Raw genomic sequence first — 22,114 nt, 5'->3', positions numbered from 1 at the left:
CTCGATGTCCCGAGTCCTGGCCAGGACTCGGGACGACCGGCGGTTCGCGGCCGTTCCTGGGTGGGGGGCGGGCCGGGGGCCTTACTGGTCGCGGCGGCGCAGATAGAGCATGAGACCGCCGCCGGCCGCGGCGACGAGCGCGAGGCCGATCGCGATCTCGCCCATGTCGACGCCCTGCGCGGTGCCGCCGACGCCGCCCCGGGTACCGCGCGAGGGGGCGGTGGTGGTGCTGATGGTGGGCGTGGCGGTGGGCCGCAGGGTCGGGAAGCCGCCACCGGTGATGGTGAGATCGGTGGTTCCCCGCTCGCCGGCGCACATGAACGTCACGGTGTAGGTGGCACCGCGCCTGGCCTGGAAGTCGACCTGGGCCGTCGTGGAGCTGTTCGGCGAGATGGTCACCGTGTTGAAGACGCCGGAGGAGGCGGTGGCGGTGGAGGGGCACCCGGTGACGTTGAGCGTGACCGAACCGCCGGGAGCGACGGTGGACGGGGTCACGCTGAAGCCGAACGACGTGATGGTACTGCCGTGCGCGCCACCGCCGTCGGCGGCCAGAGCTGTCGCGGGGGCGGCGAGGGTGATCGCCGCGGCGCCGAGCAAGGTGGCGGATGCGATGCGTATCGCGCCCATGGACAATCCTCCGGGTCCCCGAGGAGCACCGCGGAACTGGTTTCCGCACCATGCGGGAAATGCACCTCGATGCCCGACACGCTAGGAGCGGGGGGCTCCGGTCGCGATCGGTGTCCGGCGAATGGGGCATGCGGTTCCCCCACTCGGCGGACCCGCCGGGGTGTCGCCGGGCGCCCAGCTCAGTCGAACAGGTGGGGGAAGAGGTCGTGGAAGGGGGCGGCGGTGGCCGACAGGCCCCGGCCGAAGGGGGCGTCGAAGTCCCAGATCAGGAAGAGCAGGAAGGCGATGAGCACGCTGAAGAGCCCGGCGAGCAGGAGTTCGCGCCCGGTGCGGCGGATCTGGAGCGTGAAGATCAGGCCGACGGTCACCACGGCCCCGGTGATCAGCCCGAACCAGACGACCCCCGGCATCGTCGCCCCGGCGCCCTGCCCGCGTGTCGTGCGGGCCTCGTCGACGGCCGCCACCTGGTCGACCAGCGGCTGGTAGGCCTGCGCCTCGTGGTCGTTGGCGGGCTGGTAGGCCGTGACGTCCCGGCGCAGCCGGTCGAGCAGGACCGTCCCCTTGTCGCCGAGCTCGCCCTCGACCTCCATGTGGTGCCACTCCGCGTGGACGACGTAGGTGACGTAGGAGTCGACGTCGGCGCGGATGCGCTCGCGCACCGGGGCCGGGTAGACCTGGGCGCGTTCGCTCACCTCGTGGAGCGCCTGCGCCTCCTGGCGGACCGTGTCCGAGGCGGCCCCGCGGGCCTCCCAGACGCCCGCGATGGCAAGACCGAGGACGATCGCGTACACCACTCCCATCATCATCGTCATGTACTCCATGACGTCCGGGGTCTGGGAGGGGTCGTCGTCCTCGCGGATGCGGCGGTGGTTGACGACGACGATGGTCAGCACGACGGCGCACGCGGCGGCCATCGCGATGGCGAGGACGATCCAGTCCTTCAAGGGGTACCTCCGGCGGGGGAGCGTGGGGCGGCGCGGGCGCGCCGGGGGCCGACGGCTAGTGGGAGCGGGGGCGCAGGACCGCGACGGCGACCACCGCGGGCGCGGTGATCAGCAGGGTGAGCGTCACCGGGGAGAGCCCCTGCGAGGGCTTCTTCCGCGGCGGCCTGCGGTAGGCGGGCAGGGCGACCGGACGCGGCCGCGGCGGCGGCGGTGTGGCCGACGGGCTCGGCGGTACGGGCGCGGGCGGCGACGGGGGAGCGGGCGCCGGCGGTACGGGCACCGCGGGCCGCACCGGCGCCGGCTTCGGGGGCGGCGGCGCGGGCGGTCCCACCGGCGGAGGCACCGGCCGGGGCGGGGCCGGGGGCGGCTGCGGTGGGGCGGGCGGGGGTTCGGGCGGCGGAGGTTTGGGCGTGGGCGGTCTCGGCGGCGGCGGTTTCGGTGTGGGGGGCGGAGGCGGGGGCGTGCAGACGCCGCCCCCCGCGACCGCGACCGCCCAGTCGTCCCCGGCGCCGCCCGAGACCGAGGCGTACGCGCAGGCGTCCGCGCGCGCGGACGGCGCGGGGCCGGCCAGCAGCAGGGCGAGGGCCGCGGCCGAGAGCAGCCGCTGGGCCAGGTGGGGTACGTGCACGCCGAGGATCATCCGGCCCCGCGCGCGGTTCGGCCATGAGACGGGCACGGATTCGCCTGATGGGGGGAGGTTGGCCCGCTTTGCGTTTGGAACCGCCCGGGGCGATTCAGCGCGGGCGGGAAAATTCTTTCGCAGGCGTTGAACGCCCGGGGGTCCCTGACGCGTACCTAGAGCCATGAAAGGCGCACCCCAGGCGCCACAACCAGCAGAGGATCAACGGGAGTTGACATGGCAACCTGGCGCAACGCCTCGCTCGCGGTGACGGCGGCGGCAGTACTGGCACTCACGGCGACGGCGTGCGGTCAGGACAAGGGAAGTGCCTCGCCCAAGGGCCAGTCGGTCGGCAACGCCGCCCCGGCGGCCGGCAGCGGCACGGGCTACGGATACGGGGACGGCGGCTACGGCTCGGCGTCCGGCTCCACCTCCCAGACGGCCGCCAAGGCGGCCGGGCAGCTCGCGGTGTGGGACAGCAAGGAACTCGGCAAGGTGGTCACCGACAGCGCGGGCTTCACGCTCTACCGCTTCGACAAGGACACCGCCAGTCCGCCCAAGTCGAATTGCGACGGCGACTGCGCGAAGCTGTGGCCGGCCGTGCCCGCGGGCAGTGCCGTCGCCCCTCCCGGCACCGACGCCGGCCTGATGGGCGAGGTCACCCGCACCGACGGCAGCAAGCAGCTGACGATCGCGGGGTGGCCGATGTACCGGTACACCAAGGACACCAAGCCCGGCGACGCCACCGGGCAGGGGGTGGGCGGCACCTGGCACGCCGCGGCCCCCGACGGCAAGAAGGCGACGGCCTCGGCGGACAGCTCCGGCGCCGGGGAGCAGGAGGCTCCCGGTCTGCCGGGTCTGTCGGTCCGCGACGACGCCAAGCTCGGCAAGATCATCGTCGACGCCCGGGGGATGACCGTCTACCGGTTCAAGAAGGACTCCGCCTGGCCCATGAAGTCGGCCTGCACCGGTGACTGCCTCAAGAAGTGGCCGGTGGTCGCTCCGGTCGAGAAGAAGAACACCGAGGGCATCATCCAGAAGGGCTTCGTCACCTTCGACCGGCCCGACGGCATCAAGCAGCAGTCCATCAACTGCTGGCCCGTCTACACCTACTCCGGCGACAGCAAGCCCGGCGACACCAACGGCCAGGGCGTGGGCGGCACCTGGTGGGCCGTGTCGCCCGAGGGGAAGCTGATCGCCACCGCCAAGTAGGCGCCCTCCCCAGGCCGTCGGCCCGTCACCGTGTCCCCCGCGCGGTGGCGGGTTCGACGTGTGTTCCGGCCGGACCGGGGCGTGTTCCGGACGATGTGACCGAACTTGTGTGTGACCAATAACGGATCGGCATTTTCCGTTTTTACTCGCCCTCTTGCCGGACGATCAGTAGCCTCAGCTCGAACACTGACCATGCACATGGCCATCACACGCCGCGGCGAGCTGTTGGAGACATAGATGGAGCGTCCTGCCTGGGCCCCTACGGGCATCGACATCTCGGTGCCGAGTGTGTCCCGCATCTACGACTACTACCTGGGCGGATCGCACAACTTCGAGGTGGACCGGGAAGCCGCGCGCAAGGCCATGGAGTTCATTCCGGGGCTGCCGAAGGTGATGCAGGCGAACCGTGCCTTCATGCGGCGGGCGGTCCGCTTCGCCCTGGACGAGGGCATCACGCAGTTCCTGGACATCGGCTCCGGCATACCGACCTTCGGCAACGTCCACGAGGTCGCCCAGAGCGCCGTCCCCGGCGCGCGAATCGTCTACGTCGACCACGACCCGGTGGCCGTCGCGCACAGCAGGGCCGTCCTGGAGGGCAACGAGCACGCCGCCGTGGTCGCCGCCGACCTGCGCAAGCCCCAGGACATCCTCTCCAGCCCCGAGGTCACCGGCCTGCTCGACCTGGACCGGCCGCTCGCGCTGCTCCTGGTCGCCGTCCTGCACTTCGTGGAGGACGCCGACGACCCGCGCGCCGCCGTCGCCGAGCTGCGCGACGCGCTCGCCCCCGGCAGCATGCTGATCCTCACCCACGCCGCGTACGAGGGCATCCCGCTCAGCGAGGACCGGGCCGGCGGCGCGGTGGGCGTCTACCGCACCATCCGCAATCCGCTGGTCATGCGTACCAGCGAGGAGATCGCCACCTTCTTCGACGGGTTCGAGATGGTCGCGCCCGGTCTGGTGCAGATGCCCATGTGGCGCCCGGAGAACTCGCCGGAGCAGGAAGACCCGTACGCCTTCTCGGGGTTCGCCGGCGTGGGACGCATAGCGTGAGCACCCCGGCCCACGCGGACGGGCAGCCCGTCGATCCCGACGGTCCCGAGTCCCGGCTCAGACGGTTCGCCACGATCTGGAGCCGGGCCATCTTCCCGGTGACGGCCACCTCGCTGACCCGGCCCGAGTTCGAGCGCCATCTGCTGCCGCTGGCCCGCCGGCTCATCGAGGCGCTGCACCGCCGCCACTTCGACCCGGCGCCCGCGCAGGAGATCGGCGCCGCCCTGGTCGGCGCCCACTGCACCGACCCGGACGCGCTCAGCCGCACCCTCGGCGTGGTCGACTCCTACCTCGTCCTGTACTGCGGTACGGGCGGGGAGCTGCGGGCGGAGGAGGCGCGGGCCCGCTGCGCCCGCCTCCAGCACGCGCTGGCCGCCGGGTTCGCCCAGGCGCTGCGCGAACGCACCCTGCGCGAGCAGGAGGCCATCGCCCGCTCCGCGCTCAGCGCGCGCAGCGCCGCCGAGGAGGCCCTGCACACCACCGAGGCCCGGTTCCGCGCGATCTTCGAGGGCGCCGCGGTCGGCATCGGCATCGCCGACCTCGAAGGCCACGTCCTGGAGGTCAACGAGACCCTCACCCGGATGTTCGGCGGCGTCGAGGGGCAGATCCGCAGCCGCAACGTCAGCGAGTGGGTGCACCCCGAGGACGCGCCGCAGGTCTGGAAGCTGTACGAGGAGCTGGTCCGGGGCGAGCGCGACCACTACCGGGTCGAGAAGCCGTACTACCGGGGCGACGGCACCGTCCTGTGGACCAATCTGACGGTCTCCCTGCTGCGCGACGCCGAGGGCCGCCCGCAGTACCAGCTCGCCCTGCTGGAGGACACCACCGAGCGGCGGCTGCTGAACCTGCGGCTGCGCTACGAGGCCACCCACGACGCGCTGACCGGGCTGCCCAACCGCACCCTGTTCTTCGAGCGGCTCGACAAGGCGCTCTCGGCGGGCGAGGGCAAGCGCTTCGGGCTCTGCTACCTCGACCTCGACGGCTTCAAGGCGGTCAACGACAGCCTCGGCCACTCGGCGGGTGACCGGCTCCTGGTGGAGGTCGCCGACCGGCTCCAGAGCTGTGCGACCGGGCCCGGCGAGATGGTGGCGCGGCTCGGCGGCGACGAGTTCGTGGCCCTGACCACCGGCACCGACACCCTGCGCGAGGTCGACGAGCTGGCCTCCCGCATCCTCCACGTGCTCTCCGCCCCGATCCGCCTGGAGGGCCGCGAGATCTCCGTGCGCGGCTCGATCGGCGTGGTGGAGGGCCCGGCGGGCGAGCGCGGCCCGGCGGAGGTGCTGCGCAGCGCGGACATCACCATGTACCGGGCGAAGGCGGCGGGCGGCAACCGCTTCGAGCGGGCCGACCCGGAGGCCGACGCCCGGGCGATCACCCGGCACGGGCTGACCAACGCGCTGCCGGCCGCGCTGGAGCGCGGGGAGTTCTTCATCGAGTACCAGCCGCTGGTGCACCTGGTCGACGGCAGTGTCCACGGGGCCGAGGCGCTGGTGCGCTGGTCGCATCCGCAGCACGGGGTGCTGGGCCCGGACCGGTTCATCCCGCTCGCCGAGCACACCGGTCTGATCGTGCCGCTGGGGCGCTGGGTGATGGCGGAGTCCGTACGCCAGGCCAGGTTCTGGCAGGAGCGCCACCCGGGCTCCCGGGCGCGCGGGCCGCTGCGGGTGAACGTGAACCTGTCGCCCACCCAGCTGCACCACCCGGGCCTGGTGGCCGACACGGTGGAGGTGCTGGAGCGCTCCGGCCTGGAGCCGGGCGCGCTGTGCCTGGAGGTCACCGAGTCCGCGCTGATCGGCGCCGACGACGACCTGCTCAAGCCGCTGCGCCAGCTCGCGGACATGGGGGTGGACATCGCGCTCGACGACTTCGGCACCGGCTACTCCAACCTGGCGAACCTGCGCCGGCTCCCGGTGAGCGTGCTCAAGCTGGACCGTTCGTTCACCCGGTCCATGCAGCAGCACCCGGCCGACCCCGTGGACATCAAGATCGTCGAGGGGATCGTGGCGCTGGCCCACAGCCTGCACCTGGCCGTCACCGTCGAGGGGGTGGAGACGGGGGCGCAGGCCGAGCAGCTGCGCGAGCTGGGCTGCGACACCGCCCAGGGCTGGTACTACGCGCGTCCGGGCGCCCCGGACCGCATCCACTCGCTCGCCCTCACCGACGCCGTCTGACACCTGCCCGCTGTCCGCCGGCGTCAGGTCCCCACCCCGAGCAGGACCTGCCGGAGTTCGCGCGCGGCGCGTGGCGGGTCCACGTCGCTGCGGTGGGCCAGCGCGATCGTGCGGCGCAGCCCGGGACGGGCCAGCGGGGTGACCCGCAGGTCGCGGCCCGCCCGGGCGGCCACCATGCTCGGCACCACCGCGATGCCGAGCCCGGCCCGGACGAAGCCGAGCACGGCGTCCATCTCACCGCCCTCGACCGTGAAGACCGGCTCGAAGCCCTCGGCGCGGCAGGCGGCGACGGTGAGTTCACGCAGGTCGTAGCCGTGCCGGAACATGACGAGCGGGGCGTCGCGCAGATCGCGGACGTGGACGCGGCCGTCGCTGCCGGGGGCCGGTTCGGTGGCGGCCGAGACGACCACCAGGTCCTCGTGGATGAGCTCGACGGTCCGAAGCGCGGGCGAGCCGGGCGGCAGCGGGAGCACCACCAGGGCGAGGTCGAGGGCGCCGCGCGCCAGCTCCCGTACCAGGTCGTGCGAGCCGCCCTCCTCGATCAGGAGCTGGATGCCCGGATGGCGGTCGTGGAAGGCGCGCAGCACGTCCGGCAGCAGACCGGTGCACAGGCTCGGGGTGGCGCCGAGCCGGACCCGGCCGCGCCGCAGCTGGGCCAGCTCCTGCACCTCGATACGGGCGGTGTCGGCGTCGGCGAGGATGCGGCGGGCCAGCGGAAGCAGCGCCTCGCCCGCGTCGGTGAGCGCGATGTTGCCCCGGGCGCGGCTGAACAGCTCGGCGCCCAGCTCCTTCTCCAGCGCCCTGATCTGCTGGGAGAGCGAGGGCTGCGAGACGTGGACCCGCTCGGCGGCGCGGGTGAAGTGGCGGGTCTCGGCGACGGCCACGAAGTACAGGAGCTGCTGGAACTGCATGGGACCACGATAGGTCATGGCTATCGGAATGAGCGTATCCATGTCTTGGACCTCTCGCTGTTCCGCCCCTAGCGTCTACGGCATGGCTCTGGCAACGCGGACGGACCGAAAACCGTCGCTGACGCGCACCGTGTGGGACTCGACCGTCGGCAAGAAGACGGTCATGGCCGTCAGCGGTCTGATCATGCTGACCTATCTGGCCGTCCACATGTTCGGCAACCTCAAGATCTTCTTCGGCGCGGGCGACTTCAACGGGTACGCGCACTGGCTGCGCACCGTCGGCGAGCCGTTCCTGCACTACGAATGGGCGCTCTGGATCATCCGGGTGGTGCTGGTCGCCGCCGTCGTCGCGCACGCGGTCTGCGCCTACCAGCTGAGCCGGCGCGATCTGCGGGCGCGCCCCGACGGTTACGTCCACAAGCGCCGCCGCGCGAGCTACGCCACCCGCACCATGCGCTGGGGCGGCGTCATCCTCGGGCTGTTCATCGTCTGGCACATCCTGGACCTGACCACCGGGACCGCGCACCCCGGCGGCTTCCAGTCCGGGCACCCGTACCAGAACGTGGTCGACACCTTCTCCACCTGGTACGGCAACACCGTCTACATCGTGGCGATGCTCGCCCTCGGCCTGCACGTCCGGCACGGCCTGTGGAGCGCGGCCCAGACCCTGGGCGCCGGCAGCGCGGCCCGCGACCGGTTCCTCAAGACCCTGGCCAACGCCCTCGCGCTGGTGCTGACCGCCGGCTTCGTCGCCGTCCCCGTCGCCGTCATGACCGGAGTGGTGAGCTGAATGACCTCGCACACCGACCACACCGACCACCCCGCCTACACCGACTACGCCGCCTACACGCTCGGCGAGCCGATCGCCGACACCAAGGCGCCCCCGGGTCCCGTCGCCGAGCGCTGGGACACCCGCCGCTTCGAGGCGAAGCTCGTCAACCCGGCCAACCGCCGCAAGCACACCGTGATCGTCGTCGGCACCGGGCTCGCGGGCGGCTCGGCGGGCGCCACCCTGGCCGAACAGGGTTACCACGTGGTCCAGTTCTGCTTCCAGGACTCCCCGCGCCGCGCCCACTCCATCGCCGCGCAAGGGGGCATCAACGCCGCCAAGAACTACCGCAACGACGGCGACTCCGTCCGGCGCCTGTTCTACGACACCGTCAAGGGCGGCGACTTCCGGGCACGGGAGTCCAACGTCCACCGCCTCGCGGAGATCTCCGTAGAGATCATCGACCAGTGCGTGGCCCAGGGCGTGCCCTTCGCGCGCGAGTACGGCGGGCTCCTCGACACCCGCTCCTTCGGCGGCGTCCAGGTCTCCCGCACCTTCTACGCGCGCGGTCAGACCGGCCAGCAACTGCTGCTCGGCGCCTACCAGGCGCTGTCGCGGCAGATCGCCGCGGGCAACGTCGAACTGCACGCCCGCACCGAGATGCTGGACCTGATCGTGGTGGACGGCCGGGCGCGCGGCATTGTCGCCCGCGACCTGGTCACCGGCCGGATCGACACCTACTTCGCGGACGCGGTGGTGCTCGCCACCGGGGGCTACGGCAACGTCTTCCACCTCTCCACCAACGCCATGAACTCCAACGCCACCGCGGTGTGGCGGGCCCACCGGCGCGGCGCGTACTTCGCCAACCCCTGCTTCACCCAGATCCACCCCACCTGCATCCCGCGCACCGGCGAGCACCAGTCCAAGCTGACCCTGATGAGCGAGTCGCTGCGCAACGACGGCCGCATCTGGGTGCCGAAGGCCAAGGGCGACACCCGCCCGGCCGCGCGGATCCCGGAGGACGAGCGCGACTACTACCTGGAGCGGATCTACCCCTCCTTCGGCAACCTCGTCCCGCGCGACATCGCCTCGCGCGCCGCCAAGAACGTCTGCGACGAGGGACGCGGGGTGGGCCCCGGAGGTCAGGGCGTCTACCTCGACTTCGCGGACGCCATCGCGCGGATGGGGCGCGACAAGGTCGAGGAGAAGTACGGCAACCTCTTCGAGATGTACGAGCGGATCACCGCCGAGAACCCGTACGAGGTGCCCATGCGGATCTACCCCGCCGTGCACTACACGATGGGCGGGCTGTGGGTCGACTACGACCTCCAGACCACCGTTCCCGGTCTGTTCGCGATCGGCGAGGCCAACTTCTCCGATCACGGCGCCAACCGGCTCGGCGCCTCGGCCCTGATGCAGGGCCTGGCCGACGGTTACTTCGTGCTCCCCGCCACCATCAACGACTACCTGGCGCGCCACCCCCACCTGGAGCCGGTCACCGACGAGCACCCGGTGGTCGCCGAGGCCGTCGCGGAGACCGAGGACCGGCTGCACCTGCTGCTCGCCGTCGGCGGCGACCGCACCCCGGACTCCTTCCACCGCGAACTGGGCGAACTCATGTGGGAGTACTGCGGAATGGCCCGCACCGAGGAGGGACTGCGCAAGGCCCTGGAGCGCATCCCCCGGATCCGGGAGGAGTTCTGGCGCCGCATCAAGGTGCCCGGCACCGGTGAGGAGTTCAACCAGTCCCTGGAGAAGGCCAACCGGGTCGTCGACTACCTGGAGCTCGCCGAGCTGATGTGCCTGGACGCGCTGCACCGCGCCGAGTCCTGCGGCGGCCACTTCCGCGAGGAGTCCCAGACCCCCGAGGGCGAGGCGGCCCGGCGCGACGAGGAGTTCTCGTACGCCGCCGCCTGGGAGTTCTCCGAGACCGGCGCCGCCCCCGTCCTGCACAAGGAAGACCTCGTCTTCGAGTACGTCCACCCCACCCAGCGGAGCTACGCATGAAGCTCACCCTGCGCGTCTGGCGGCAGAAGAACGCCGACGCCGACGGAGCGATGTCCACCTACGAAGTGGACGGCATCTCGGCCGACATGTCCTTCCTGGAGATGCTCGACACGCTCAACGAGGAGCTCATCCTCTCCGGAGAGGACCCGGTCGCCTTCGACCACGACTGCCGCGAGGGCATCTGCGGCGCGTGCAGCCTGGTCATCAACGGCGACGCGCACGGGCCCGAGCGGACCACCACCTGCCAGCTGCACATGAGGGCCTTCCGCGACGGCGACACCATCGACGTCGAACCGTGGCGGGCGGCGGCCTTCCCGGTCGTCAAGGACCTGGTGGTGGACCGCTCGGCCTTCGACCGGATCATCCAGGCGGGCGGCTACATCAGCGCCCCGACGGGGGCCGCGCCCGAGGCGCACGCGACCCCGGTGCCCAAGCCGGACGCCGACTTCGCCTTCGAGCACGCCGAGTGCATCGGCTGCGGCGCCTGTGTGGCGGCCTGCCCCAACGGCTCGGCGATGCTCTTCACCTCGGCCAAGGTCAACCATCTGAACGTCCTGCCGCAGGGCGCGCCCGAGCGCGAGACCCGGGTGCTGGACATGGTGGAGCAGATGGACGCCGAGGGCTTCGGCGGCTGCACCCTCACCGGCGAGTGCGCCACCGCCTGCCCCAAGGGCATCCCGCTGCCCTCCATCGCGGCGATGAACAAGGAGTGGCTGCGCGCGACCAGGAAGGCGCGCCGGGCGGGCCGCTGAGGCGGGAGGCGGCGGGTGGGCCCGGGCCGGGGGTCCGGGGCACACCCGCCGGTGTACGGGCGGATCAGCTCGTCACGGTGATCAGCTCGTCACGGTGATCAGCTGGTCACGGTGATCTGCTGGGCCGGGTCGGTGGTGTCCGTGACGTCGTAGGTGGCGGAGAAGGTGGCCGTCTGGTCGCCGGTCGGGCAGAGGAATCCGCCCGTTCCGGTGGCCGCCACGGGCGCGTTGGCGATGGCGAGCCTGGACGGGGCCCCGTTGGTCCAGGTGCCGTTGACACTGCTGGGGCCGCTGGGCGAGGCGGTGAGCGTACAGCTGGCGAGACCGCTGGTCCTGATGACGACCCCGGCCTTGGGCATGGTGAGCCCGGCCGCGACGGGCGAGCCGTTCTGGGCCGAGATGCTCCAGGCACCGTTGGTGGCGTTGCTGGTGACGGTCACCCCGACGCCGAAGATGCTGGTGGTGCAGCCACTGAAGGTCGGCGGGCTGATGGTGGCGGAGACCGGCCCCGCGGCGTTGTGGTTGCCGGGGGCGGCGGGGACCTTGTTGGTGGCCGGTCCGGTGGGGGCGGAGACGGAGACCGTGCAGGTCATGGTGGTGGTGCCGGCGGTGAAGACGGCCTTGCCGCTGAGCTTGGCGGTGAAGGAGTGCCCGGCCGGGTTCACGGTGGTGGGGCCGGGGGCGGCGGCGCCCGCGGCGGTGGTGGCGCCGAGGGCGAGGGCTGCCGCGGCGGCCAGGAGGGCGGCGGGCGCGCGGAATCTGCGGGTTGCCATGGGGGGCTCCTCGATCGAACGGCTTCGATGGTGTGGGGGTGCGAGGAGGAACGGGGGTGACGTCATACCCTGGTGAACTTGAGAGTAAGTCCGCTTTCCGGGACCGAACAGGCGCTCCCGCGCCAGGAATTGACGGGCCGTCAGCTTGCTGTCCGGGGCGGATCTGCTACTGATCGCGCCCCGGATCCCCGGCGGCCCCGTCAGCCGTCGAGCGCCCTCGCCAGATACGGGGCCGTGCGTCCCGCCCCCGCCGATGCGACCTCGCGCGGCGGGCCCGCCGCCACGATCCTGCCGCCCGCGTCGCCCCCGCCGGGCCCGAGGTCGATCACCCAGTCCGCGCCCGCCACCACCGTCATGTCGTGCTCGACCACCACCACCGAGTGGCCCGCGTCGACGAGGCCGTGCAACTGGCGCAGCAGCACCTCGACATCGGCCGGATGCAGCCCGGTCGTGGGCTCGTCCAGCAGATAGAGCGTGTGCTCCCGGCGTACGCTTCCCCGGGCTCCCGGCTTCGGCCGGGCGGGGGAGGCCCCGCGGAGCTCGGAGGCCAGCTTGATGCGCTGGGCCTCTCCGCCGGACAGCTCGGTGGCGGGCTGGCCCAGGCGCAGATACCCCAGGCCCACGTCGAGCAGCGCGCGCAGACTCCGGGCCGCGGCCGGGGTGTCCGCGAAGAACTCCGCCGCCGCCTCCACCGTCAGGTCCAGCACCTGCGCGATGGTCAGGCCCCGGTGGGTGACCTCCAGCGTCCGCGGGTTGTACCGGGCGCCGTGGCAGTCCGGGCAGGGCGCGTACGTACTCGGCAGGAACAGCAGCTCCACCGAGACGAACCCCTCGCCCTGGCAGGTCTCGCAGCGCCCGCCGGGCACGTTGAAGGAGAACCGGCCCGCCTTGTAGCCGCGCGCCCGCGCCTCCTCGGTGGCGGTGAAGAGCCTGCGGACGACGTCGAAGAGGCCGGTGTAGGTGGCGAGGTTGGACCGGGGGGTGCGGCCGATCGGCTTCTGATCGACCGTCACCAGCCGCTCCACGCCCGGGAGCCGGTCGGTCACCTCGCCCAGCAGGGTGGACTTGCCCGAGCCCGATACGCCCGTCACGGCCGTGAACACGCCCAGCGGCAGCTCGGCCGTCAGGCCCCGCAGATTGTGCCGGGTCACCGGTCCCACCTTGAGCCATCCGGACGGCTCGCGCACCGCGCGGACCGGGGCGGGCCCGGTGTCGAAGAGGAAGCGCCGGGTCTGCGACGCGGCGACCTCCGCCAGCGCCTCCGGCGGCCCGCTGTGCAGGACCCGCCCGCCGTGCTCACCGGCGTACGGGCCCACGTCCACCAGCCAGTCGGCGTGCCGCATCACATCGAGGTGGTGCTCGACGACGAACACCGAGTTCCCGGCCGCCTTCAGCCGGTCCAGGACGGTGAGCAGGGCCTCGGTGTCGGCCGGGTGCAGCCCCGCCGACGGCTCGTCCAGCACGTACACCACCCCGAAGAGCCCCGACCGCAGCTGGGTCGCGAGCCGCAGCCGCTGCAACTCCCCGGCCGAGAGCGTGGGCGCGGTCCGGTCGAGGCTGAGGTAGCCGAGGCCCAGCTCGATGACGGGGCCGATCCGGCGGAGCAGGTCGGAGGTCAGCACCTCGGCCGTGGGGCCGCCGTCGGCCGAGCGCAGCAGCTCGGCGAGGGCGTCGAGGGGGAGCGCGGCCAGCTCCGCGATGGTCCGGCCGGCGAAGGTGACCGCGAGGGATTCCGGCCGCAGCCGGCTGCCGCGGCAGACGGGGCAGTCGGTCGCGGTCAGGAAGCGCTCGGCCTTGGCGCGCAGCGCCGCGCTCCTGCTCTCCGCGAACGTCTTCATCACATAGCGGTGCGCGCTCATGTACGTGCCCTGGTAGGGGCGCTGGATACGGTTCGCCTCGCGCACCGGGTGCACGGTGACCACCGGCTGCTCGTCCGTGAACAGGATCCAGTGGCGGTCCCGCGCCGTCAGCTCGCGCCAGGGCCGGTCGACGTCGTAGCCGAGGGCGTCGAGGACGTCCCGCAGGTTCTTGCCCTGCCAGGCGCCCGGCCAGGCCGCGATCGCGCCCTCGCGGATGGACAGCGAGGGGTCGGGGACGAGCAGGTCCTCATCCGTCCGGTGGACCCGGCCCAGCCCCTGGCACTCGGGACAGGCCCCGGCCGCCGTGTTGGGCGAGAAGGCGTCGGAGTCCAGGCGCGCGGCGCCCGCCGGGTAGGTGCCTGCGCGGGAGAACAGCATCCGCAGCGAGTTGGAGAGCGTGGTGACCGTGCCCACCGAGGAGCGCGAGGTCGGGGACGAACGCCGCTGCTCCAGCGAGACGGCGGGCGGCAGCCCCGTGATCTCCGCGACCTTCGGCGCGCCCACCTGGTGGATGAGGCGCCGCGCGTAGGGCGCCACCGACTCGAAGTAGCGCCGCTGGGCCTCCGCGTAGATCGTCCCGAAGGCCAGCGAGGACTTCCCCGACCCGGAGACACCGGTGAAGACCGCCAGGGCGTCCCGGGGGACGGCCACGTCGACCCCGCGCAGATTGTGCTCGCGGGCGCCGGTGACCCGGACGAAGGGGTCGTGGGCCTGGCCGGTCGGGTCCGTGGCGGGTCGCGCGGGGCTTGGCATACCGGAAATCCTAGGCGGACGCGCTGGTCAGACCCGCGACCCGGGCCAGTCGACGGTAGGAGTCCAGCAGGGCGGCGCGGTCGTACGTGCTCGTGGTGACCAGGTACTCGTCGGCCCCGCTGCGCGTCAGCAGCTTCTCCAGGGCGCTCTCGACCTCGTCCTCGGTGCCGTGGACCTGGCCGTGCAGGGCCTCTTCGAACAGGGCGCGCTCGCGCTCGGTCATCGTCAGCGTCCCGATCTCCTCGGCCGGGGAGAGCGGCGGGAACGCGCCCCGGGTACGGGAGTACGCCGTGGACCACGCCTCGGACAGCAGGACGCGGTGGGCCTCCTCGGTCGTGGCCGCCACCGCGACCGTGCCGGAGAGCACCACGTACGGCCGCTCGCTCCAGGCGGAGGGCCGGAACGCCGCGCGGTAGTCGTCGATCACCCGCAGCATCGCGTCCTCGCCGCGTACGGCGGCGATGACCAGCGGCAGCCCCGCCTCTGCGGCGAGCCGGGCTCCCTGGCCGGTGGCGAGCACGAACGGGGGGACGCGCAGGCCCTCGGCCGGGCGCGCGTGCACCTGCGGGTGGACCCGCTGCGTACCGTCGAAGTAGCCGAGCAGTTCCGTCAGCCGCTCCGGGAACGCGTCGGCGTCCTCCTTGCCGTGGCCCAGTGCCCTGCGGATGCCGTCGGTGAAGCCGACCGAGCGGCCCAGGCCCATGTCGATCCGCCCGGGGAAGAGCGACTCCAGTACACCGAACTGCTCCGCCACCACCAGCGGTTGATGGTTGGGGAGCATCACGCCGCCCGTGCCGACGCGGATGGTGGAGGTCGCGGCGGCGACGGCGGTGGCCAGCACGGTCGGCGCGGAACCAGCGACCCCGGGCACGCTGTGGTGCTCGGAGACCCAGAAACGGTGGTAGCCGAGCCGCTCGGCCTCGCGGGCGAAGGCCACGGTGTCCCGCAGGGCCCCGGGGCCGTCGTGCCCCGCGCGGATACGGGAGCGGTCCAGGACGGAGAAGCGCGTCGACGCGATCACTGAGCTCACACAGGCGTCAACGTCCTCGCGGCGCCAGGATTCCCTAGGGTGGGCGCATGACGCGGAACAGCAGGCCACTGGCCGTATTCGACCTCGACGGCACGCTCGCCGACAGCGGCCACCGCCAGCACTTCCTGGAGGGCGCCCGGCGCGACTGGAACGCCTTCTTCGCCGCCGCCCCGGCCGATCCGCCGCTGGCCCGGGGCATCGCGCTGTGCCTGGCGGCGGCCGAGGAGTGCGAGGTCGTCTACCTCACCGGCCGGCCCGAGCGCTGCCGCCGGGACACCCGGGCGTGGCTGGCCGCCCAGGGGCTGCCGGACGGGACGCTCCACATGCGGCCCGACGCCGACCGCAGGCCCGCCCGGACCACCAAGCTGGAGCTGCTGCGCCGGCTGGGGGCGGGACGCGAGGTGCGGATGCTGGTGGACGACGACGAGCTGGTGTGCGACGCCGCCGAACGGGCGGGCTTCCCCGTCGTCCGGGCGCGCTGGGCGGTGCCCACCGAGACGCTGAAGGACGCGCAGGAGCGGGAGGGGCGGACCTGAGCGGCCGGGACCGCGCGGCCCGCCCCGGGGCCGGTCAGACCTCCTGGTCGTCGTCCAGCCGGAAGCCGACCTTCAGACCCACCTGGTAGTGCTCGACCCGCCCGTCGGCGATCTGGCCGCGCACCTGGGTGACCTCGAACCAGTCCAGGTTGCGCAAGGTCTGCGCCGCGCGGGCGACGCCGTTGCGGATGGCCTGGTCGACGCCCTCCGGGGAGGTGCCGACGATCTCGGTGACGCGGTACGTGTGGTTGGACATGGAGGTGCACTCCTCTTCGTCGCGTCCCTCCACCGTGCCCCACCTCGCGCCGGTTCGCGAGACGTCGGTTCCGGAGCCGGTTGCGGCACGGGGCTTGACCGGCTCATTGGTACAGACCAAAATCGGCCGCACCCGAACTGGCCAACCGCCCCTTCCCCGGAAGAGCCGTCTGCGCTTCCCCCACGTCGGGTCATGACTGCCCGTGCCGTGACGCAGAAGGTGACCTCCGTGAAGAACCGCTTCCTCCCTGCCCTCCTCCATGCCCCCGTCGTGTTCCTCACGGCCCTCGCCCTCGGCGGCTGCGGCGCGCTGCCGGGCGTCGGCGGGGACTCCACCACCACCGTCACCGTCTGGCTGATGAAGGACAGCGCCTCCGACGAGTTCATCGAGCGGTTCACCGACGCGTACCAGAAGGAGCACCGCTCGGTCCGGCTCGACGTACGGATCCAGGAGTGGACGGGTGTCGGGCAGAAGGTGAGCGCCGCCCTCAAGGCCGGTGAGGCACCCGACGTCATCGAGGTCGGCAACACCCAGGTCTCCCAGTACGCGGCCAGCGGCGGACTGCTCGACCTCACCCTGGAGTCGCTGCGCGACTGGGGCAGCGCCGACTGGCTCCCGGGCCTGGCGGAGCCCGGCCGGGTCGACGGGGCGCAGTACGGCATCCCCTGGTACGCGGCGAACCGCGTCGTGATCTACCACAAGGACCTGTTCCGGGCGGCCGGCATCACCCGGGCCCCCAGGACCCGCGCCGAGTGGCTGAGCGACACCGAGAAGCTCAATACCGGCGCCACCCAGGGCATCTACCTCGCCGGACAGGACTGGTACACCCTCGCCGGGTTCGTCTGGGACGAGGGCGGCGAGCTCGCCCAGGAGAGCGCGGGGGAGTGGACCGGCACCCTCGCCACACCCGCCGCCCTGCGCGGCATGGACTTCTACCGCAGGCTCCAGGCGCTGGGCAACGGCCCCAAGAACGCCGACGAGGCCACGCCCCCGCAGGCCGAGGTCTTCGCCAGGGGCGGTGTCGCCCAGATCATCGCCGTCCCCGGCACCGCCAAGGCCATCCAGAAGGCCAACCCCGCCCTCGTCGGCAAGCTCGGCTACTTCCCCGTCCCCGGCAAGACGGCCGCAGTGCCCGGCGCGGTCTTCACCGGCGGCTCGGACCTGATCGTGCCCAAGCGGTCCGCGCACCGCACCGAGGCCGTGGAGGTCGTCAAGGCGCTCGCCGGGGAGAAGTGGCAGCGGGACCTCGCGGCCACCATGAGCTACGTACCGAACAAGCCCGCGCTCGCGGCCGCCGTGGAGAACCAGGCGGGCGCGGCCGCGATGGCGCGGAGCGCGGCCCGGGGCCGGGCCACGCCCAACTCGCCCCAGTGGGCCGCCGTGGAGGCCGACAACCCCATCAAGCCGTACATGACCGCCGTGCTCACGGGAGCCGACCCCAGGACGGCGGCCAGGACGGCCTCCGCGCGGATCAGCTCGCTGCTGTTCCCGTGACGGCGCCGCCGAGGACGGCGAGCGACAGCGCGAAGCGGCCGTCGGCGTCGGTCCACCAGTGGGTGGCCGTCAGCCCCGCGGCCGCGAGCTCCGCCCGTACCCCCTCGGGGCGGAACTTCGCCGAGATCTCGGTGCGCAGCTCCTCGCCCTCCTCGAAACGGACCACGAGGTCCAGTTCGGGGATCTTCACGGTGAGGTCGGCGCGGGCCCGCAGCCGCATCTCGATCCACTCGCGGTCCGCGTCCCAGCGGGCCACGTGCGCGAAGTCGTCGAGGTCGAAGTCGGCGCCGAGTTCGCGGTCGATGACGGCCAGGACGTTCTTGTTGAACGCGGCCGTCACCCCCTCCCGGTCGTCGTAGGCCCGTACCAGGACCGACTCCTCCTTCACCAGGTCGGTGCCGAGCAGGAAGCTGTCGCCCGGCTCCATCGCCGCGGCGACCGAGGCCAGGAACCGCGCGCGCTCGTCCGGCAGGAGATTGCCGATCGTGCCGCCGAGGAAGACCACCAGCCGCGGCCCGGGCGTCGCGGGCAGGTCGAGCGGCCGGGTGAAGTCGGCGATGAGCGCGTGCACGGCGAGCGCCGGCCGCTCCGCGATCAGCGCCGCGGCGGCGCCGGTCAGCGCGCTCTCGCTGACGTCCACCGGGATGTACGTGAGCGGGTCCGGCAGCGCGTCGAGCAGCAGCCGGGTCTTCTCCGATGAGCCGGAGCCCAGCTCGACCAGGGTGCGGGCCCCGGAGGCCGCCGCGATCTCGGCGGCCCGCTGGTCGAGGATCTCCCGCTCGGCGCGGGTGGGGTAGTAGTCGTCGAGCCGGGTGATCTCCTCGAACAGCTCGCTGCCCCGGGCGTCGTAGAACCACTTGGGCGGCAGGGTCTTGGGGTCCGCCGTCAGCCCGTGCAGCACGTCGGCGCGCAGCGCGGCCCCGGTGGCGTCCTCGGGCAGGGTGCGGGTCAGCTGGAACGGGCGGGACTGGTGCACGAGGAGGGCTCCTTGAGGGGGGTCAGTACAACGTCGGTACGGGTCGCGGCCAGCAGGGTGCGGTCGGGGACCTCGTGCCAGTGCGGATCGTCGTCGTAGGGCTCCGAGGCGACGACCGTGCGCTCGCCCGGCCGGGCCAGGTACCACAGGGTGTCGCCCCAGGCGGTGGCGGCGATGCTCACGCCGTCGGTGAGCAGCAGGTTCAGCCGGGAGTCCGGGGCCGCGGCGGCGACCTCGGCCACCGTCTCGGCGAGCGCGCGGCCCATCTCGTCGCCCGCCCGCAGCCGGTGCAGCAGCAGGGCCCACACCAGCGCCGAGTCGCAGCGGGCCTCCAGGCGCAGCAGCTCCTCGGCGGGCAGGGCGGCGGCCAGGTCCGCGAGCGAGCCGGGCCAGCCCCGTACCGCCCCGTTGTGGCTGAACAGCCAGGGTCCGGCGGCATAGGGCGCGGAGGCGGCCTCGTTGTCCGGGCCCGGCTCGGTGGCGTCCCGTACCGCCGCGAGGAGCGCGCCGGTGCGCACCACACGGGCCAGGTCCGCGAACGAGGGGTCGGCCCAGATCGGCCCCGGCCGGCGGTAGCGCCCCGGTACGGGGTCGCCCTCGGCGTACCAGCCGACGCCGAAGCCGTCGGCGTTGACCGTGCCGTGCCGCTGCCGACGCGGCGCCCAGGACTGCCGGTACAGCGCGTGCGGCGGGCTCACCAGCAGCTCACCGAGCGGAACGGGCGTTCCCAGGAACGCTATATGACGGCACATCAGGCATCCCTCGCGGTCCGGAACCCGGCGAAGATCTGCCGCCGCACCGGAAGGTCCCAGTTGCGGAAGGTGCCCCGGCAGGCCACCTGGTCCACGGCGAACGAACCGCCGCGCAGCACCTTGTGGTCGGGCCCGAAGAACACCTCCGAGTACTCGCGGTAGGGGAAGGCCACGAAGCCCGGGTACGGCATGAAGTCGCTGGACGTCCACTCCCACACGTCCCCGATCAGCTGCCGCACGCCCAGCGGGGACGCGCCCGCCGGATAGGCGCCCGCGGGGGCCGGGCGCAGATGGCGCTGGCCGAGGTTGGCGTGGTCGGAGGTGGGGTCGGCGTCGCCCCACGGGTAGCGGCGGGAGCGGCCGGAGGCCGGGTCGTACCGGGCCGCCTTCTCCCACTCCTCCTCGGTGGGCAGCCGCCGCCCGGCCCAGCGGGCGTACGCGTCCGCCTCGTACCAGCTGACGTGGAGCACCGGCTCGTCCTGCGGTACGGGCTCGGTCACCCCGAACCGGCGGCGCAGCCACTGGCCGCCCTCCCGGTGCCAGAACAGCGGGGCGGTGAGCCCGTGCCGGCGCACCATGGCCCAGCCCTTCGGCTCCCACCAGCGCTCGTCGGTGTAGCCGCCGTCCTCGATGAACCGCAGATAGGCGCCGCAGGTGACCGGGGTGGTGTCGAGGTGGAAGGCGGGGACGATGCGGTGGTGGGCGGGGCGCTCGTTGTCCAGTGCCCAGGGCTCGGCGGAGGTGCCCATGGTGAACGGGCCGCCGGGGACGAGGACTTCCTCCGGCAGGTCCGCGGTGGAGCCGCCCGGCGGCTCGGGCGCGGAGAGCGCGGCCGGACCCCTGCGGAGCTGATGGGTGATCAGCATGGTCTCGTCGTGCTGCTGTTCGTGCTGGGCGACCATTCCGAAGGCGAATCCCGCGTCGACGAGGCGGGGGCCGCCCTCCAGGGGGGTGGACTCCAGGACGTCCAGCGCCCGGCCGCGCACCTCCGCCGCGTACCGGCGCGCCTCGGCCGGGGAGAGCAGCGGCAGCGAGGGGCGGGCGGCGCGCGGGTGCTCGAAGGCGTCGTACAGCGAGTCGATCTCCGGGCGCATCGCGTCCCGCCCGGCGACGGCCCGCAGCAGCCACTGCTCCTCCTGGTTGCCGATGTGCGCCAGGTCCCAGACCAGCGGCGACATCAGGGGGGAGTGCTGGGCGGTGAGGTCGTGGTCGTCGACGCAGGAGGTGAGGGTGGCGGTGCGCGCCCGGGCGGCGGTGAGGGCCGTCAGGGCGCGCCGGCGCAGCGCCTCGGGGTCGGTGGCGTCCGCTCCGGTCGGTTCGGGGGCGGTCATGAGGAGGATTCCTTCCCGGGGGCGGGCGCGGACGGGAGGTCCGCGGGGGAGAGGCCCCGTACGACATGGCGGTCCGTGAAGGCGGCGACCGCCTCGCGGACCTCGGTGGTGGCGCCGAGCCGGGGCAGTGCCTCCAGCGCGGCGGCGAAGCAGGTCCCGGCGGCCTCCCGCAGCTCGGGGTCGGCGAGCCCCGCGCGCGCGGCGTCGGCCCACAGCGGGTTGCGCGGCGCGGGCGCCGAACCGGCCCGCTCCGCCAGGGACTTGACCGCCCGGTAGGCGGTCTCGGCCGCCTCCTGGTCGTCGAAGAGCGCGGTGGTCACGGCGAGCGGGACGATCCAGCCGTCCTCGCCGGGCTGCGCGTCGATCATGCGCAGCTCCAGGTGCCCGCGCGGCCGCACCGGCGGGAAGAGCGTGGTCAGGTGGTAGTCGAGGTCCTCGCGGGTGGCCGGGCGCGGCTGCGCGGTGCGCAGCCACTGGCGGAAGGTGAGCCCCTCGGGCGCCTGCCACGCCTCCCCGTCGGAGCGCACGCACATCACCGGCGCGTCCAGGACGTGCGCGGCCCAGGCCGCCCGGGGCTCGGCGTCCAGCGGCGGCGCGAGCGCCCGTACCGGGTCGATGTCGGTCCACACCGCCTGCCGGGAGGAGCGCCAGCCGGTGGTTCTGCCCTCCTGGCGGGGGGAGTTGGCGAAGGCGGCGACCAGGACCGCGCCGAGGAGGTGGGCCAGGCGCCAGCGGCGTCCGAAGCCGAGCGGGCCCGGCTCCTCGTACCCGGCGTCGAGGCAGACCTGGACGGAGGCGGAGGCGCACATCATGGCCCGTCCCGCCGGTCCCGTCCGGTCGAAGTGGGCTTCCATGGCGTCGTAGCGGGGATCGTGCAGGAAGCGGCGCGGCGACTGCCACGGCTCCTGGCCGAGTCCGGTGAGGGTGAGGTCCCTGGTGCGAAGAGCGGCCCGGACGGCTCGGAGATCGGCCGCCACGGAGTCGACGCACTCCATGAGGGAACCGGCGGGCAGCGAGCTGAGCTCCAGCTGGCCGCCGGGTTCGACGGTGAGTGCCGACCGCAGCGGCAGCGCCCTCAACGAGGCGTAGGCGGCGGCGAGTCGGTCGTGCGGAACGGGCAGACGCGGGTCGTGGAGATCATGGACCAGCCACTCCACTTCGACCCCGACAGCCCGAGGTGGACCGGTCTTGAAACAGATGCATCGAAGCAGATCGTCCGCTTCCGTTTCGGTGAACTGTCTGGTCAGCATGGTCGCTTCCCCCACGCGGGAACGTTTTCGGTGCACTGTCCC

20 protein-coding genes are annotated in these 22,114 nt (G+C 73.0%); 8 read left to right on the top strand and 12 right to left on the bottom strand.

Annotated elements, in window-relative coordinates:
- Positions 1-81: 81 nt before the first annotated feature.
- The 3 genes from ABZ404_RS24350 to ABZ404_RS24340 form a co-directional block, all read right to left on the bottom strand.
- Complete coding sequence (locus tag ABZ404_RS24350; protein ID WP_358837863.1) at positions 82-627, bottom strand: hypothetical protein; 546 nt, start codon at positions 625-627, stop codon at positions 82-84.
- Positions 628-806: 179 nt separating this feature from the next.
- Positions 807-1,571, bottom strand: a complete 765-nt coding sequence (locus ABZ404_RS24345; RefSeq protein WP_358837862.1) for a hypothetical protein — start codon at positions 1,569-1,571, stop codon at positions 807-809.
- A 55-nt stretch (positions 1,572-1,626) separates the two neighbouring features.
- Positions 1,627-2,199: a hypothetical protein gene (locus ABZ404_RS24340; RefSeq protein ID WP_358990859.1), complete on the bottom strand. Its 573-nt coding sequence runs from the start codon at positions 2,197-2,199 to the stop codon at positions 1,627-1,629.
- A 228-nt stretch (positions 2,200-2,427) separates the two neighbouring features.
- Between ABZ404_RS24340 and ABZ404_RS24335 the strand changes: the two genes are divergently transcribed.
- The 3 genes from ABZ404_RS24335 (at position 2,428) to ABZ404_RS24325 (ending at position 6,623) form a co-directional block, all read left to right on the top strand.
- Positions 2,428-3,402 carry an SCO0930 family lipoprotein gene (locus ABZ404_RS24335; RefSeq protein WP_358834530.1) on the top strand — a complete coding sequence of 325 codons (975 nt, stop codon included), beginning with the start codon at positions 2,428-2,430 and terminating at the stop codon, positions 3,400-3,402.
- 237 nt (positions 3,403-3,639) lie between these two features.
- Positions 3,640-4,452 (top strand): SAM-dependent methyltransferase, encoded by an 813-nt coding sequence (locus tag ABZ404_RS24330; protein ID WP_358834531.1) that lies wholly within the window; start codon positions 3,640-3,642, stop codon positions 4,450-4,452.
- Entirely contained in the window at positions 4,449-6,623 is a 2,175-nt protein-coding gene (locus ABZ404_RS24325) for an EAL domain-containing protein (RefSeq protein WP_358834532.1), read from the top strand. The genes ABZ404_RS24330 and ABZ404_RS24325 overlap by 4 nt, the downstream gene beginning before the upstream one ends.
- Before the next feature lie 23 nt (positions 6,624-6,646).
- Here the strand turns inward: ABZ404_RS24325 and ABZ404_RS24320 are convergent, their stop codons facing one another.
- The gene (locus ABZ404_RS24320) at positions 6,647-7,534 is read right to left on the bottom strand and encodes a LysR substrate-binding domain-containing protein (RefSeq protein WP_358834533.1); all 888 of its coding nucleotides are present in this window, start codon (positions 7,532-7,534) and stop codon (positions 6,647-6,649) included.
- Positions 7,535-7,616: 82 nt separating this feature from the next.
- On the opposite strand from ABZ404_RS24320, the gene ABZ404_RS24315 reads away from it, so the two are divergent.
- The 3 genes from ABZ404_RS24315 to ABZ404_RS24305 are packed head-to-tail and all read left to right on the top strand — an operon-like array spanning position 7,617 to position 11,062.
- Positions 7,617-8,324 carry a succinate dehydrogenase gene (locus ABZ404_RS24315; RefSeq protein WP_358834534.1) on the top strand — a complete coding sequence of 236 codons (708 nt, stop codon included), beginning with the start codon at positions 7,617-7,619 and terminating at the stop codon, positions 8,322-8,324.
- Complete coding sequence (locus tag ABZ404_RS24310) at positions 8,325-10,310, top strand: fumarate reductase/succinate dehydrogenase flavoprotein subunit (RefSeq protein WP_358834535.1); 1,986 nt, start codon at positions 8,325-8,327, stop codon at positions 10,308-10,310. It begins immediately after the preceding gene.
- Entirely contained in the window at positions 10,307-11,062 is a 756-nt protein-coding gene (locus ABZ404_RS24305; protein ID WP_358834536.1) for a succinate dehydrogenase/fumarate reductase iron-sulfur subunit, read from the top strand. Before ABZ404_RS24310 ends, ABZ404_RS24305 begins: the two co-directional genes overlap by 4 nt.
- A 98-nt stretch (positions 11,063-11,160) precedes the next feature.
- Here the strand turns inward: ABZ404_RS24305 and ABZ404_RS24300 are convergent, their stop codons facing one another.
- The 3 genes from ABZ404_RS24300 to ABZ404_RS24290 form a co-directional block, all read right to left on the bottom strand.
- Positions 11,161-11,835, bottom strand: coding sequence for a hypothetical protein (locus ABZ404_RS24300; RefSeq protein ID WP_358834537.1), 675 nt, complete (start codon positions 11,833-11,835; stop codon positions 11,161-11,163).
- A gap of 200 nt (positions 11,836-12,035) precedes the next feature.
- A complete protein-coding gene (locus tag ABZ404_RS24295) occupies positions 12,036-14,447 on the bottom strand; it encodes an excinuclease ABC subunit UvrA (protein ID WP_358834538.1) in 2,412 nt (803 codons plus the stop codon).
- Positions 14,448-14,457: 10 nt separating this feature from the next.
- Positions 14,458-15,477, bottom strand: a complete 1,020-nt coding sequence (locus ABZ404_RS24290; protein ID WP_358834539.1) for an LLM class flavin-dependent oxidoreductase — start codon at positions 15,475-15,477, stop codon at positions 14,458-14,460.
- A gap of 47 nt (positions 15,478-15,524) precedes the next feature.
- On the opposite strand from ABZ404_RS24290, the gene ABZ404_RS24285 reads away from it, so the two are divergent.
- Positions 15,525-16,013 carry a hypothetical protein gene (locus tag ABZ404_RS24285; protein WP_358834540.1) on the top strand — a complete coding sequence of 163 codons (489 nt, stop codon included), beginning with the start codon at positions 15,525-15,527 and terminating at the stop codon, positions 16,011-16,013.
- Positions 16,014-16,047: 34 nt separating this feature from the next.
- Here the strand turns inward: ABZ404_RS24285 and ABZ404_RS24280 are convergent, their stop codons facing one another.
- On the bottom strand, positions 16,048-16,269 hold the full coding sequence (locus tag ABZ404_RS24280) for a dodecin (protein ID WP_358834541.1): 222 nt from the start codon (positions 16,267-16,269) through the stop codon (positions 16,048-16,050).
- Positions 16,270-16,461: 192 nt separating this feature from the next.
- Here ABZ404_RS24280 and ABZ404_RS24275 point away from each other — a divergent pair, with 192 nt between their 5' ends.
- Positions 16,462-17,763: an extracellular solute-binding protein gene (locus tag ABZ404_RS24275; RefSeq protein WP_358834542.1), complete on the top strand. Its 1,302-nt coding sequence runs from the start codon at positions 16,462-16,464 to the stop codon at positions 17,761-17,763.
- On the opposite strand, the gene egtD is transcribed toward ABZ404_RS24275, so the two are convergent.
- The 4 genes from egtD to egtA are packed head-to-tail and all read right to left on the bottom strand — an operon-like array spanning position 17,741 to position 22,072.
- Entirely contained in the window at positions 17,741-18,739 is a 999-nt protein-coding gene (gene egtD, locus ABZ404_RS24270; protein ID WP_358834543.1) for an L-histidine N(alpha)-methyltransferase, read from the bottom strand. The genes ABZ404_RS24275 and egtD overlap by 23 nt on opposite strands.
- Positions 18,712-19,491, bottom strand: coding sequence for an ergothioneine biosynthesis protein EgtC (gene egtC / locus ABZ404_RS24265; protein ID WP_358834544.1), 780 nt, complete (start codon positions 19,489-19,491; stop codon positions 18,712-18,714). The genes egtD and egtC overlap by 28 nt, the downstream gene beginning before the upstream one ends.
- Positions 19,491-20,822, bottom strand: coding sequence for an ergothioneine biosynthesis protein EgtB (gene egtB / locus ABZ404_RS24260; protein WP_358834545.1), 1,332 nt, complete (start codon positions 20,820-20,822; stop codon positions 19,491-19,493). Before egtB ends, egtC begins: the two co-directional genes overlap by 1 nt.
- A complete protein-coding gene (gene egtA / locus ABZ404_RS24255; RefSeq protein ID WP_358834546.1) occupies positions 20,819-22,072 on the bottom strand; it encodes an ergothioneine biosynthesis glutamate--cysteine ligase EgtA in 1,254 nt (417 codons plus the stop codon). The genes egtB and egtA overlap by 4 nt, the downstream gene beginning before the upstream one ends.
- Positions 22,073-22,114: the final 42 nt, after the last annotated feature.

Origin of the sequence: Streptomyces sp. NPDC005878 (assembly GCF_040629815.1) — a bacterium.
Lineage (GTDB): Bacteria > Actinomycetota > Actinomycetes > Streptomycetales > Streptomycetaceae > Streptomyces.
The sequence above is the reverse complement of the archived record's forward strand: the minus strand, read 5'-3'. Positions and strand labels throughout refer to the sequence as shown.